This is a genomic window from Burkholderia sp. HAN2018, assembly GCF_024704855.1.
Taxonomy (GTDB): domain Bacteria; phylum Pseudomonadota; class Gammaproteobacteria; order Burkholderiales; family Burkholderiaceae; genus Burkholderia; species Burkholderia cepacia.
The window spans coordinates 23,019-37,094 of sequence record NZ_QOBB01000052.1 but is presented as its reverse complement, the minus strand read 5'-3'; the positions used below and the strand labels follow the sequence as shown (position 1 = coordinate 37,094).

General features: G+C 58.8%; 8 protein-coding genes and 3 pseudogenes. 8 read left to right on the top strand and 3 right to left on the bottom strand.

Annotated features, from left to right (window positions below; genetic code table 11):
* Nucleotides 1-438 precede the first annotated feature (438 nt).
* From DPV74_RS15990 to DPV74_RS15975, 5 genes and pseudogenes are all read left to right on the top strand, one after another.
* Nucleotides 439-915, top strand: a complete 477-nt coding sequence (locus DPV74_RS15990) for a RidA family protein (RefSeq protein ID WP_119337555.1) — start codon at nucleotides 439-441, stop codon at nucleotides 913-915.
* 133 nt (nucleotides 916-1,048) lie between these two features.
* The gene (locus DPV74_RS15985) at nucleotides 1,049-1,843 is read left to right on the top strand and encodes a bifunctional 2-polyprenyl-6-hydroxyphenol methylase/3-demethylubiquinol 3-O-methyltransferase UbiG (RefSeq protein ID WP_119337554.1); all 795 of its coding nucleotides are present in this window, start codon (nucleotides 1,049-1,051) and stop codon (nucleotides 1,841-1,843) included.
* Between the two features lie 443 nt (nucleotides 1,844-2,286).
* Entirely contained in the window at nucleotides 2,287-4,179 is a 1,893-nt protein-coding gene (locus DPV74_RS15980) for an SAM-dependent methyltransferase (protein WP_119337553.1), read from the top strand.
* Nucleotides 4,180-4,559: 380 nt separating this feature from the next.
* Nucleotides 4,560-4,682, top strand: a pseudogene (locus tag DPV74_RS42135) (IS3 family transposase); the annotation flags it as partial.
* Between the two features lie 214 nt (nucleotides 4,683-4,896).
* Nucleotides 4,897-5,679, top strand: a complete 783-nt coding sequence (locus DPV74_RS15975) for a hypothetical protein (protein ID WP_134319738.1) — start codon at nucleotides 4,897-4,899, stop codon at nucleotides 5,677-5,679.
* Nucleotides 5,680-6,133: 454 nt separating this feature from the next.
* Here DPV74_RS15975 and DPV74_RS15970 read toward each other — a convergent pair.
* A pseudogene (locus DPV74_RS15970) lies at nucleotides 6,134-6,421 on the bottom strand (integrase core domain-containing protein); the annotation flags it as partial.
* A gap of 47 nt (nucleotides 6,422-6,468) precedes the next feature.
* Between DPV74_RS15970 and DPV74_RS15965 the strand changes: the two are divergent.
* Entirely contained in the window at nucleotides 6,469-7,866 is a 1,398-nt protein-coding gene (locus tag DPV74_RS15965; protein ID WP_162923055.1) for an IS30 family transposase, read from the top strand.
* 7 nt (nucleotides 7,867-7,873) lie between these two features.
* Nucleotides 7,874-8,149 (top strand): annotated as a pseudogene (locus DPV74_RS15960) (IS3 family transposase); the annotation flags it as partial.
* 160 nt (nucleotides 8,150-8,309) lie between these two features.
* On the opposite strand, the gene DPV74_RS15955 reads toward DPV74_RS15960, so the two are convergent.
* Nucleotides 8,310-9,140: an IclR family transcriptional regulator gene (locus DPV74_RS15955; protein WP_059495512.1), complete on the bottom strand. Its 831-nt coding sequence runs from the start codon at nucleotides 9,138-9,140 to the stop codon at nucleotides 8,310-8,312.
* Nucleotides 9,141-10,266: 1,126 nt separating this feature from the next.
* On the opposite strand from DPV74_RS15955, the gene ppsA reads away from it, so the two are divergent.
* Nucleotides 10,267-12,678 (top strand): phosphoenolpyruvate synthase, encoded by a 2,412-nt coding sequence (ppsA, locus tag DPV74_RS15950; protein WP_119337550.1) that lies wholly within the window; start codon nucleotides 10,267-10,269, stop codon nucleotides 12,676-12,678.
* Here the strand turns inward: ppsA and DPV74_RS15945 are convergent.
* Entirely contained in the window at nucleotides 12,667-13,935 is a 1,269-nt protein-coding gene (locus tag DPV74_RS15945; RefSeq protein WP_119337549.1) for a sensor histidine kinase, read from the bottom strand. The two genes, ppsA and DPV74_RS15945, sit on opposite strands and share 12 nt — an antisense overlap.
* Between the last annotated feature and the right edge of the window lie 141 nt (nucleotides 13,936-14,076).

Sequence of the window (14,076 nt, the reverse complement as noted above, 5' to 3'; positions counted from 1 at the left end):
TCCTTGACTGCCATACCGGCTTCGGCTTCCTTCAGAAACCCGATGATTTGCTGTTCCGTAAAGCGCTTCTTCATGTTCGTCTTCTTCTCCGAAAACGAACTTTACTAGACTCCAGCTGGCCCTGTTTGCAGGGGGCAGGTCAGATACGTTTGAGTGCATTGCGATTCAGCCATACCATTGCACGGACTTCGCAGGAATTGAACCAGCGCTTTCTTGCGAACTACGGGGGCGGACTACTCACCTGTTTGACACTCAACATATTGATTTCGACATCTCGCTCGAGGAACATTGAAGGACAGTTTCGGGCAAGTCAAAAGTGGCCACGGGCAGAAGAGGCCCCCCTCACGCGGAGGGTGTAGTGGAGGAGACGCCATCAGACATACCAAAATAACCAACGAAGCTGTTGTGCCTTTCTCGTTCAACCGGAGCACTAAAACCATGACTGCTACGACTACCGAGGAGCGACTTAAGAGTTTAGGACTAGTGTTGCCTCCGATTCCTTCCCCTATCGCTAACTTCGTGAGCTGGAGACGATCTGGCCAGATTCTTTATTTATCTGGCCAGGGGCCTCGTGATGCTTCTGGCTCGGTTATCAAGGGGAAATTGGGTTGGAACTACAGTGTCGATCGTGGCTATGCTGATGCCCGTCAAGTGGGTCTTCAGCTGTTGTCGACAATGCAGCAAGCGGCAGGGTCGCTTGATCACGTGGCCGGCGTTTTGAGGATCTTCGGAATGGTGAACGCCGAGCCAGATTTTTACGACCATCCGAACGTCATCAACGGATGCTCAGATCTGCTTGTGGAGGTTCTGGGTGATCGCGGCCGACACGCCAGGTCGGCGGTCGGAATGGGTTCGCTACCCAACGGGATGTCGGTGGAAATCGAGGCGATCATCGAGATCGTGAACGGGTACTAAGGCGTCGCTGGGCGGCGTTCCACGAAGGGTACATACGCTTCGTCGAGGTATCTAAATCATGCGTGCCGCTGCGCAAGCCCTACTCCTCTCCTTCTGAATCGGTGGTCATACATCGCATCTTTCGGGTGGATGGATGAACGCAGTGGCGGGGCAGAGCTCCGCAGAAATCGACGTGCTCTACGTTGACACAATGACGAACGCGATCTCGCGGCACTACGATACGCTCCTTGCGGAACACTACACCTGGATGTTTGGAATGCCTTTCCGGTCGAAAGTCGAGGAGCAAAGAGGACTGCTCGAGACGCTAGGAATGCGGCCTGGTAAACATGGAACGGCGCTCGATCTCGGCTGCGGGCCCGGATTCCAGTCGATCGCACTCGCGAACCTTGGCTTCGAAAAAGTCGTTGCTATCGATACGAGCCGGGCGCTACTGGACGAACTCAATAGCCAGAAGGGCAATCTTCCGATCGAGGCCACCCTCGCCGATCTGCGAGACTTCGATCGCTTCGCAGTTCCTGGATCTGCAGCGGCAATCGTTTGCATGGGTGACACGCTCACCCACCTTGACAACATGCAGGACGTAGCGGGCGTGTTCAAGAAGGCGCGAGACGTGCTGCAACCGTCGGGCGTCCTGGTCCTGACTTTTCGGGATCTCTCCATTGAGCTGACCGGCCTAGACCGGTTTCTGCCCGTTCACGCCGATAACGATCGCATCGTGACGTGCATGCTGGAATATAGATCGGACATCGTCGTTGTGAACGACCTCATCCATGTTCGAGAGTCAGGCGGCTGGACGCTTCGCAAGAGCAGTTATCAGAAACTCCGGCTGCCCCCCGATACTCTGTCTGACGAATTGACCCGCCTCGGTTTCACGGTGAGAACAAACGAGCCATTTGGCCGAATGCACGCGCTTATCGCAGAGAAATAGGTCCGTCCCGCTCGACTCCTCGTGGATCAAGGCTTCCGGCAGGACCGAAACAATGTTGCCAAGGTGAAATTCGAGCAAACGGAGCAGGCCCGTGAACGTCGAAGCTTCGATCGAAGCGCAGGGGCCAAGACCAACCGCTCTGGTGAATTCGCGTGGCTCAATAAGGCAATACAAACATCATGCGAGTTCCAGGAGCCTCCGAAACATCTCGTTGCCCTTCGGGGCGACACTGACAAGGCGAGATTTGGGTGAGCGCACGATCCAGCATTGATCAATGTAGAGTCGACACCGGTGTCCAGATCGTCAACAATCTCGATCCCGTCAACGCTTATGGCCCTGGAGTTTCGGGGCGCACTACCCTGGCGCGCACACAAACGCGTCGATTTCACTTGCACCTGACGCTACGTCAGCTTCCATGATTGACACCGACGACTGGGAACGCAATGCGATTAAAAATCGGCGAACTCGCGAAGAAGGCGGGATTGAGTGTCCGGGCTCTTCATCACTATGACGCAATCGGGCTACTGTCGCCGTCCCAGCGCACCGATGGAGGCGCGCGCCTGTATGGGCGGGACGATCTGATCCGGCTGCATCGTATTGAGGCCCTGAAACGGTTCGGGTATTCGCTGCCGGACATCAAGGCCAGCCTCGACGATCAACTGGCCGACGGTCCGCTACAACTTCTGCAGCGTCAGATCACGGAGCTAAACGCACAGGCATCGCGCGCGCAGCGTCTCAGTCGTCACTTGCAATACATTATTGACGTGGTCGCCGCCGGCAGCGAGATCGCGGCGACCGACTGGCTGAACGCTCTGGAGCTGATGAACATGTACCAAAAGCACCTTGATGACGACGAACTCGATGCGCTTCTGGCATCTGGGCCGGATACCGTGCCACCGACGGATCCGTTGTGGATTGCGCTCATTGACGAGGTCGGCGTTGCCGTGCAGCAAGCGCTGCCGACCGAAAGCGACGCCGCACAGGCGCTGGCTTGGCGCTGGATCAAGCTCGTGATCAGAATGACCCGCAACGACCCGGCACTCGCGACCAAGCTGATGATGATGCAACTCGGCGAGCCACGCGCCCGGCAAATCGTTGGCATTACGGTGGAGATGCTGGAATGGATCGACGAAGCGTTCACGCACGCGCGCTGCGCGCTGTTGGCCAAGTACCTTGCTCCAGTGCAGGCAGACGAGGTGCGGCGTCGCCAGTTTGCCGCCGTGAAAAGTCAAGCCTGGCCGGCACTGGTGGTGGAACTTAGAGCACATATGGAGGCGGGTGTGGACGCCGGTGCCGCGCCGGTTCAGGCAATCGTCAAGCGCTGGCAGCAACTATTTCTCGAGAGCTTTTGCGGAGACGACGCGGTCCTGGAGGCGCGCGTACGCGATGCATTGATGCGCGAACCGGATCTGCAACTGGGCATAGGCCTCGACGATTCGCTATTGGCCTATCTGCACAAGGCGCATATCGTCGGACACGACATGACACCGCCAAACGCCGGACCCAAGCCGAGTGCGTTGATGGTGGCAACGCAGCGGGCCGCGCATCAACTGCTTGATCGGCCGTTGGTGCTTGACGATCCCGTTGCACTGACTGTCCTCGGCGCAGCCGAAGTCCAGGCACTGCGTGACAACATCGACAGGTTCCGCCATCCGACCTCGGTGGGGATGCGTAGCTCGGTGATCGTACGTAGCCGGCTTGCCGATGATGTGTGGGTCGAGGCTGTCGAACGAGGCATTCGCCAGTATGTGGTCCTCGGAGCGGGGCTCGATACCAGCGCGTTTCGCCATCCAGATACATCGGCTCATATCTTTGAAGTCGACCTGCCGGCAACGCAGGAGTGGAAGCAGGCCCGCTTGCGCGAGGCAGGCATTGTGGTGCCGCCGTCGCTGCATTTCGTGCCAGTTGACTTCGAGGGCGTCGGTCTGGCAGAGGGGTTGGCGCGTGCCGGTTTCGATGCTGATGCACCTGCCATTTTTAGTTGGCTCGGCGTGACGATGTATCTCGACGAAACTGCGGTCATTGAGACGTTACGTTTCATCGCCGGCTGCGCCAAAGGCAGCGCGGTCCTGTTCGAGTATGTGACGCCACTTGCGAGCTTGCCACCGATAATGCGTATCGCGATGGAGCAGTTAACGGCGCAATTCGCCGAGCGCGGCGAGCCGTGGAAGACATTCTTTGAGCCGGCCGCCCTCGCCGAGACGTTGAGTGCATTGGGATACATCCACAGCAACGCGTGGACTCCCGAGGAATTGAACCAGCGCTATCTCGCAAACCGCGATGACGGGCTGCTTATCGGTGCGACACCCGCGCGTCTGGTTCTGGCAACGGTCTGAGATTGCTTCTCGGTGGGGCGATCCATACCCCGATCCAGGTAAGCCTGACTTGCGCTTCGACCGCGTGCCGATCTCCAACGTCTCCTTCCTGGAACATTGAAGGACCGCTTCGGGTCGAATCATGCCTTTTGCATGAACGCTGCTTAGGAGGAGATCGCAGCGCTCGGTCGTCGGGCACTACCCGGCCAACTTGAGACATTCGACTCGGCAGCCTACTTCGTCGACAATCGGAAATCCGAGCGCCGAACGATTTGCGAGGCAACCGACGGTCAGCGAGTGGAGCGTCCATGCGACGTGGTGGCCGCGCAAATTAGGGCAGTCGGATAAGTGGTTTGTCCGGGGCCTAAGCCAGCGATAATGCTGGCAAAGGAACCGAGGAAATGACGAAGAGAACCCGACGGACGCACGCAGCGGCGTTCAAAGCGAAGGTCGTGCTGGCAGCGGTCAAGGGCGAGTGGACGTTGGCTGAACTGGTGCAGCAGTTCGATGTGCGAGCGCCACAACCAAGCGCTCATCGCGCTCGTACGGCGCCGCCGCGACGTTCTGTTCGCCATGCTGCGCGACGGTACCAATTGCCAACCCAAGTCAGCCCCTAACACTTGGCGAAACACATAGCCCCCCGGACGGGACACAATACCTGCTCGAGCGCACGAAGTGGTGCGATTTTTTGTCAAAGAATTGACATCGCAAAGCAAACTCACTTCACATTAAAATGACATGAATCTAACTTTCGATTATTTTTCAGCCAGAATGATGGTTGCAGGAATCATATTGCTTTCAATATCTCGGGCGGCATTTCCTGCCGCGAAAGTAGTAGAATCGACTCATCCAATGTATTACGGCAAGGTAGATGGAGGCAGGCTAATATCACTTACAATTCCGCCGCGAGAGCTAATTCTTGATATGAATCCTGTTAACTCCATAAAATCTGAAGCGAATGATTTCAAACAGGCTCGTTATTATTTTCCGAATTCCAACACTCCACTGTCAGTGGTAAAGAATTTAGAGAAAATCTACGGATTCGACCGACGTCGGGATGTTCCTATTGTGTCCTCAAGTCTTGATTGGGTCATCGCTGAATATTTCAAAGCAAACTCTCATGTTCCAATTTGCCGTTTCAGGCTCCTAGGGAAGAGTGTCGAGCGCCAGGAGCAACTTGATTTTTCAGGGAAAGTAATCAAAATTATTCTGATCGGCTGGGCACCTCGAAATTCAACGGAAGATGAAGAACGGGTCCCTGATCTCTCGGTATTGGGTGAGCACCCCGCATGGATTCGCGTATTGCGAGTGACGCCTGACGGAAGAAGAACTCTGGTCGCAGAGGCCTGGAAAGCGACAGATGTTCCATTCGATGCGCCAACGGATAGCGAACCGAAGGCGAGTGATCTCTATTTTGGATTGCCAAATGGAGCCAGACGCTGGCATTCGATAGCAGATTTTACGAAATATAACGAAATTGACCTTCACGCAGCATGTTTATCGGGGGCTAGACCGAGGTAGGACGTGATCCTGAAATTAAGTCCGTTTATTTTGCTAACGCGGTTGTGCTGTCCTTTGATTCCGTTAGCGCGTCTGACGGAGCTCGATAAGGAGCAGCAATGGTGAGTTCGGAAGAATTTGATAGCTATACTAATGAAGTAGCGAATGGCCCGAGCCACCGATTGAATCCTGTCGCATGCACCGCCCCCTCTTTGAAACCCTCCGCGCTTCAATTTTTCGCCGGTCAGGTCAGTTCCGGGCTGCGCTGCGCGTGATGAGCTGCGACCGAGAGAGAAGCGCACTCAAGAACTATCGGCGGTTACGTTAGCGGAATAAACGGACACGTTTAGCGCTCGAACGGACACCATTAGCAGAATCTACGAACTTCAACAACCAGGCGTTGCGCAGCGCGTGCTGGCAACGCAAACCGCCACCGGGATTGCTGCTGCACTCCGATCGCGGCGCCCTGTAGTGGTCAACTGATTCCGGACACTGCGTTAAGTTTTTCTTCCGCGACAGCCGGCGCCAGTCCGTCGTTGAACTGATGCGGCCGTATCCAGTTGTACCGATGCATCAGGTAGTGACTGATATCCCGGTGTGCTTCCTGCGCCGACATGTAACCCACTGACGGCAGCCATTCCGTCTTGAAGCTGCGGAACAGCCGCTCCATCGGGGAATTGTCCCAGCAATTTCCACGACGGCTCATGCTCTGCTTTACCCGGTAGCGCCACAGACGCTGACGGAACTTCCGGCTTGCGTATTGGGTGGATTCAACTGGTCGTCGCAACACCTTAATCCAGGAGGTGTTTCATGGGTCGTCCATCGAAGTGGATACAACAGTTGACGAGGCGAGGAGCGATGCGCTCGCCAGGTGCACCATCGCTTCGGCACGAGGTTGAGCGCCAGTTTTGGGAGCAGGTTGCGACCGGAATCACAAGCGAGAAGGCTGCTGCGGCAGTTGGCGTGTCCCAGGCGGCAGGGACACGCTGGTTTCGCGAGCGTGGCGGTATGCCGTTGTTCATGGCAAGTCCAATATCCGGCAGGTACTTATCGTTTGCTGAGCGTGAAGAGATAGGATTACTCTCAGCCGAAGGCGCCGGCGTACGTGAGATCGCTCGCCGTATTGGCCGCAGCGCGTCAACGGTCTCGCGAGAGCTCAAGCGTAATGCTGCAACTCGTAGTGGCCGCCTCGATTATCGTGCATCAGTTGCGCAGTGGAAGGCGGAATTGTTTGCCAGGCGACCGAAACCAGCAAAGCTTGCGACAAACCCGAGGCTGCACCGCTATGTGCAAGAGCGCCTGGAAGGCCAGGTTCACGACGCTAAAGGACGTAAGGTCGCAGGGCCTAGTCAAGCGGCGTTCATCGGGCGGAATAAACCAGAACGCAGTGATCGCAAATGGGTCAATGGCTGGTCGCCGGAACAGATTGCCAATCGATTAAAAGTCGACTTTCCAGATGACGACACCATGCGCATCTCTCACGAAGCCATCTATCAGGCGCTTTACATTCAAGGGCGTGGTGCGCTCAAGCGCGAACTGGTGACCTATCTGCGCGCCGGACGAGCACTGAGAGTGCCAAGGGCCAGGGCGCAAGCCAAGGCGTGGGCGCATGTCAGCGAAGACGTGATGATCTCCGAACGTCCAGCGGAAGCTCAAGACCGTGCTGTACCGGGACATTGGGAAGGTGATCTGATCATCGGCTTGAACCGGTCTGCGATCGGAACGCTGGTCGAGCGATCAAGCCGATTCACCATGCTCATCCATCTGCCTCGCGAAGAAGGCTACGGGTTGATTCCCAGGACGAAAAACGGTCCCGCGCTGGCCGGCTATGGGGCTGTCACGATGGCCAATGCACTCAAGAGAACCGTGACGAGCATGCCTGCCCAGTTGTGGCGATCATTGACTTGGGATCGGGGAAAGGAACTGTCCGACCATGCTCGCTTCACAATTGAGTCTGGTGTGAAGGTCTTCTTCGCCGACCCGAACAGCCCATGGCAACGTGGCACGAACGAAAACACGAATGGCCTTCTACGACAATACTTTCCAAAGGGCACGGATCTGTCCCGGTGGAGCGCTCGAGAGATTCAAGCCGTTGCTAATACGTTGAACACCAGGCCCCGAAAAGCACTCGGCTGGAAAACGCCTGCTGAAGCTCTGGACGAATATCTCAGGTCTGTTCAACAATCTAGTGTTGCGACGACCGGTTGAATCCACCCAATATGCCAGTCGCGCGTACCGGAAATTGACCGCCGCGTTCAAGATAAACGTTTCAATGAGCCGCCGTGCCAACGCCTGGGATAACGCCCCGATGGATAGCTTCTTCAAGACGCTGAAGGTCGAAAAAATCTACCAGACTCACTACGAAACGCGTGCTCACGTCCGCCTGGATATCGTCGATTGGATCGAGGGCTATTACAATCGGTAGCGCGTGCATACCTCGATCGACTTCCTTACCCCCGTCGACTACGAGGCCAGCTTGATCGCCGCATGAGTTGCTGTACGTGAAAACGAGGCAGGGTCACGGTCACGGTGTTTGCAAATTTGAACGCTGAACTTCTAGGGTCGTGGCAGATATCGCTACGCGTAGAAAGTATCTAGTAGGTAGTGAGGCGTTGGCCCGGCCTAACCTCGGAGCCGTCCGAGAGCTTTTATCAACGAGATGCCGCAAATTGATGGTGCCGCATCGATAGAGGGTGAGTAGCCTCGTACAGCCCTCTGACGACGTCGTCGACCGATGGCGCCATGTGGGCGTCGATTCGACGCATGTATGGGCAGCTCAACACTGCGATCGCGTGGCCGGTTGGGCCGAGGATCGGCGCGCTCAGGTCGGTGACGCCATATGCTTGGCCGCTGTCCTGACGCACGTAGCCGGACTGGCGGATCGACTGGCACGCGAACGCAAGTTCCTGCTCGTTCATCGGCGTTTCGCCCGCGACTGTGCGATGGTCGGCCACCATGTGCGCACGCCGCTCGGAACTCTGAAACGACAGCAGCACGCGACCTGACGCGGTGTCGGCGAGTCCAACGTGCGAGCCGAGCCGCACCGACACGCCCCACGGGCCGGGAGCATCGACCTGTGCAATCACGAGCAAGTTGCCGTGATCGTAGATGCTCAGGTGGCACGACTGTTCGGCCGTGTCGGCGAAGCGCTGCATCAGTGGCAGCGCTTCGGCGATCAGCCGGTTTATCGGCGGATGTCGGTGTGCGAGCGCAAAGAGCTTAAGACCGAGCGTGTAGCGGTCTCCCCCGCTTGAGCGCGTCACGTAGCGGCGTGCGACAAGGCGTTCGAGCATTCGGTAGATTTCGCTCGCATTGCGGCCGAGCTCCCTTGTGATTTCGGTACGGGTGAGTCCCTCTTTCTGTTCCGACAAGAGTTCGAGGATGTCGAGGCCCTTGTCCAGCGCAGGGGCGCGATAGCGGTCGCCAAGTGGCGCTTGTTCCCACTCGTCGCAGACGGGAAGCCGATCGCTTGTTGTTTGCATTGCGGATTTGGGGGTTGGGGTAACGATTGATCAGTTTGACGACTCGCATTGCGACGATTTCCTGCGGGCCAAGCCGCGAGAGCAGCTCGCGTGAAGTTTGATCTCTAACCTGACGCTTCTCGATACGCGCTGACTCACGGTGCAGCACGCCAATCAGGGTGAGGATGGCGCAAGCCGTTCTCTATTTCCACGGTCCCGTTGTTCGATGTCCGCCTGTTATATCGATCGATGTCAAATATACTTGACAATGAAATTCCTACGCAAGTATTCCGCGTACGATCTACCATCTGCAAACCGGTCGACACGAACGCTGGGTGGCGCATATGTCTCACGGCACATACACAACGTTCAGTCGCCACTGCGACGGTGGCGCGGGCCTGCTCTCATTCATGTCCGAGCGGCTGCGGGTGTGGAATGGCATAGAAATTAGAACTGAGTACTTTTTTGCCAAATAAACCATTCAGTTCCCGGGCGGACGATCACGGATGCATGCTTTCGTTTTGCCCAAATGCCCCGATGGGGCCCCGGTGCGCGTTTAAAGAAGGTCCAGATGCCGTCGCGACTGTTCTGGAGGCGCTGTGAGGTCAGTAACCGGCTTTTACTGGCGGGAGCGCGTCGGTGTCGGTTGATCGTGGCGCAGAGCGAGCGTTGAGCCAGCAAACGCTTGCCTCCCAGGGCGCGTTAAGAAAAGGACTACGTCGACGCGCTGCAGGTCGTCCCAGACGACGATCAGCCAGCCGATGGCAAGGCATCGACCATCGACAACCTCTAACGCAACAGAGAATGGGAATTCGCTGTCCACGCGAGTCAAGGCATACCCGCATCTCTGCATCAGATGATAGAGCCGATTGTGAGTGATGGACCGCAGGTGTCCGGAGGCGCGACACGGCGCGGAATCCATTGTTACCGCGCCGAGGCGGAACGCAACGGACCGGTGCGAGCGTGAGATTCTGCCGGCTGCTCGTTCTGGTTGTGGACGAAGGTACGCCGGGCACCGTCATTGATTCAGGTCACATCGCAAGCAGAGGTGCGGCGTCAGCATGAATGCATTCGGCCGGCACACTGCAGGGCAATGTCCGACCGCCATTACCACGCGCCGTAAGGCCGCGACAGCGGAGGACGTACCATGAATCAAGGGAATGCACTCATTGTCTGGTTCGAAGATCTGCGTCGTGGGGACGTGGCGCGCGTCGGCGGCAAGAATGCGTCGCTCGGCGAACTGATCGGCAACCTGTCCGCCCGGGGCGTGAGCGTGCCGCGCGGCTTTGCATCGACCGCCGACGCATACTGGCGATTCATCGATGCAAACGGATTGAGGCAGGTCATAGGAAGCACGCTCGCGGCATTCGGCGCTGGCAAGATCGCGCTCACCGAGGCAGGTGCGTCGATCCGGCAGGCGATTCTCGACGGAGACTGGCCTGACGATATAGTCGATGGGTTCCGAGCCGCCTATTGGCAGCTCTGCAGCGAGTCGGATCGCGATGACCTCGATGTTGCCGTGCGTTCGAGCGCGACCGCCGAGGATCTCCCCGACGCAAGCTTCGCTGGCCAGCAGGAAACCTACCTGAACGTGCGCGGCGAGCATGCATTGCTCGCGGCTTGCCGCCGGTGCTATGCATCGCTGTTCACCGACCGTGCGATTGCCTACCGCGAGGAAAAGGGCTTCGATCACTTGCGTGTCGCGCTATCGATCGGAGTGCAGCGCATGGTGCGTTCGGACCTCGGCGCGGCTGGCGTCATGTTCTCGCTCGATACGGAAACGGGGTTCGACAAGGTTGTGCTGATCAGCGCGGCGTGGGGGCTCGGGGAAACCGTCGTACAAGGCACCGTGGACCCCGACGAATACGAGGTGTTCAAGCCGCTGCTCGCTAATCCGGCATACACGCCCATCATTGGCAAGACGTTGGGCGGCAAGGCTCGCAAGCTGATCTATGGCTCCGACAAGGATGTGCCGACTCGCAACGTGCCGACCTCAAAAGCGGAACGTGCCCGCTTCGTACTGGCGGACTGCGACATCCTGACGCTTGCAAACTGGGCCTGCGCGATCGAGGCGCACTATGGCCAGCCGATGGACATCGAATGGGCGAGGGACGGCGCAAGCGGGGAATTGTTCGTCGTGCAAGCGCGTCCGGAGACGGTGCAGTCCCGGCGCGAAGCCAGCGCGATCAAGACCTATCGGCTCGGTCAGGCTGGCCGGAAACTGCTCACCGGCATCAGCGTCGGCGATGCGATCGCGGCAGGCAGCGTGTGCGTGATCGACAGCCCGCGCGACATGGCGCGATTCGTCGACGGCGCGGTACTCGTGACGCATACGACGGATCCGGATTGGGTCCCCGTGATGCGCCGGGCCGCCGCGATCATCACCGATCATGGCGGTCGCACCTCACATGCTGCGATCGTGAGCCGCGAACTCGGATTGCCGGCCATCGTCGGCACCGGCAACGCGACCCGCGTGCTGCACGATCGGCACGAAGTAACCGTCTCGTGTGCGGAGGGCGAGGCCGGATTCGTGTATGAAGGCATCGCGGAGTACGACGTGGAGGAGATCGACCTGAGCGACCTTCCGGCCACCCGGACGCAGGTCATGCTGAACCTCGCGAATCCGGCCGCGGCGTTCCGGTGGTGGCGCCTGCCGGCCGACGGGATCGGGCTCGCGCGCATGGAATTCGTGATTGGCAACCACATCAAGGCTCATCCGATGGCGCTGGCTCACTACGATACGTTGACGGACGCCGATGCGAAGCGCGCAATCGCGGCACTCACGTCGGGCTACGACGAGCCGTCGAACTATTTCGTCGATCGGCTGGCGCATGGCCTAGCACGCATCGCGGCGGTGCGTCATCCCGAGCCGGTGATCGTTCGCATGAGCGACTTCAAGACTAACGAATACGCGCATCTGGTCGGCGGCGCGCAGTTCGAGCCGCGGGAAGAAAATCCGATGCTCGGTTTTCGCGGCGCCTCGCGCTACTACTCGCCGCGCTACCGTGACGGATTTGCACTCGAATGCCGGGCCATCGCGCGGCTGCGTAACGACATGGGCTTCAGGAACGTGGTCGTGATGATCCCGTTCTGCCGTACGCTTGACGAGGCGGACCGGGTGCTCGATGTCCTGGCCGCTCACGGCCTCAAACGCGGCGACGACGGATTGCAGATCTATGTGATGTGCGAAATTCCGTCGAATGTCATCCTGGCGAGCCAGTTTGCGCAGCGCTTTGACGGATTCTCGATCGGGAGCAACGATCTGACCCAGCTGACGCTCGGCGTCGATCGCGATTCGGCGGAATTGGCCGGGCTGTTCGACGAGGAGAACGAGGCCGTGAAGTGGATGATTGCCCGCGTAATCGAGTCCGCCCGCGGCGCAGGGGCGAAGGTCGGCCTGTGCGGCCAGGCGCCGAGTGATCATCCGGCTTTCGCCGATTTTCTCGTCGCGTGCGGCATCGACTCGGTTTCCGTCAGCCCCGATAGCTTCATCGCGGTCAAGCGCCGCGTGGCGGCCGCGGAGCAGGACGCAGCAGACAAGCGTGCGTCACGGGCGTGAATTCCCACGCTGTCGGTGAGCCAGCGCGGACAGATGAACGACGAGTTCCTGGCCGCCGCAGCGCAGGGCTTTCCAGTCGGCGTCGCCACCGATCGTCGCGACCTGCTCGCGTATCGAGAAGAGGGCAGACGGGCGCTGGCCGCGAACGAACGCGTCATCGATGTGGCCGTCCTCGCGTACCGTCAACGTGACGAAGCCGCTCAATTCCCGCAAACTCATGGACACGTGCGAGGTCGGCTCGCGAAGTCTTGCGTATTCGAGCGCTTCACGTGCAATTCGATACAGGATGGACGCTGCCGTGTTATCGATACCTGGCTCGGCCAGGTTCGTATCGATCTTTAGGCCATATCGCGAGGACAGGTCCTGCGCGAGCCACTCGAGCGTTGCCGCCAGCCCCAGATCATCGAGCATGGGGGGGCGAAGCTCGGCCGTCAACTGACGTACGCGAGCGACGAGGTTGTCCAAGTGGGTGCCGATCATTCGATGGGTGGCATGCACGAATCCGCTTTGATTCGTCAGGACCGGATAGCGCGCATCGAGCGCGTCGACCTCCATCTTGACGACATAGATCTGTTGCGCCAGCCCTTCGTGAAGCTGCAAAGCGAGCCTGGTCCGTTCGATCTCGCGGTCGCGCTGCAGTGAGCGCGCCAGTTCCCGCAGCGCATGGCGCGATTCGCGCAGTTCCCGGTCGGTCGTATTGCGCCGTGTGACATCCTGGAACGTCAGCAGAACCCAGGCGCGGCATGTGTGGTCGGGTGCGATCGCGATCACATCGACATCCCTCGTCAGTCCGTTCCGGCGCGTCATCGTGCCTGCCGTCGGCTCGCCCCTCGCTTGCCGCGCGCCCGGCAAACCGGCCAGTTGATGACGCACGCCATTCAGGCCTTCCCGGTCGAGCCAGTCCGATGACGACGTGTCGACGACGTCCGCTGCCACGGCCGCGCCGAGCAGCGCGAGGCAGGCGTCGTTGACACAGACGATGACGTCGTGATGCATCAGCCAGGTTGCGACCGGATTGAGCGCCACGAATGCCCGATAGCCGGCTTCGTTGTCGACCGACGCATCGTATCCGCACCCCGTGGCGATGTTGCGATTGCCGGCCGGGAAGGCCGCGTCGGTCCTGGTATCCGATATCACATTCGTCTGATCATCAGAAGCGGGGGCGCGATGGATTGTGCGGCAAATCCATCCCCAGGTTCCGAGAATCATGGCCAATCCGGCAACAGCCAAACCATCCATGGAATTGTCATGCATCATCTGCGCGCGTCTCCTCGTGTCAAATATACTTGACGCGAACATCGTCACGGAAGAAAAATAACGTGCCGGCGACGTCCGTCAAATTTTGAATGGCAGAGGAGGGTGTAATAGGCGCTCCGGCCCAGAGGTCCCTTCTCATTC

Excerpts from the sequence above, each read along its gene's own strand:
- ppsA (WP_119337550.1), top strand. The coding sequence starts at position 10,267 with ATGAATCAAGGGAATGCACTCATTGTCTGGTTCGAAGATCTGCGTCGT.
- DPV74_RS15980 (WP_119337553.1), top strand. The coding sequence starts at position 2,287 with ATGCGATTAAAAATCGGCGAACTCGCGAAGAAGGCGGGATTGAGTGTC.
- DPV74_RS15945 (WP_119337549.1), bottom strand. The coding sequence starts at position 13,935 with ATGATGCATGACAATTCCATGGATGGTTTGGCTGTTGCCGGATTGGCC.
- DPV74_RS15965 (WP_162923055.1), top strand. The coding sequence starts at position 6,469 with ATGGGTCGTCCATCGAAGTGGATACAACAGTTGACGAGGCGAGGAGCG.
- DPV74_RS15985 (WP_119337554.1), top strand. The coding sequence starts at position 1,049 with ATGAACGCAGTGGCGGGGCAGAGCTCCGCAGAAATCGACGTGCTCTAC.
- DPV74_RS15975 (WP_134319738.1), top strand. The coding sequence starts at position 4,897 with ATGAATCTAACTTTCGATTATTTTTCAGCCAGAATGATGGTTGCAGGA.
- DPV74_RS15955 (WP_059495512.1), bottom strand. The coding sequence starts at position 9,140 with ATGCAAACAACAAGCGATCGGCTTCCCGTCTGCGACGAGTGGGAACAA.
- DPV74_RS15990 (WP_119337555.1), top strand. The coding sequence starts at position 439 with ATGACTGCTACGACTACCGAGGAGCGACTTAAGAGTTTAGGACTAGTG.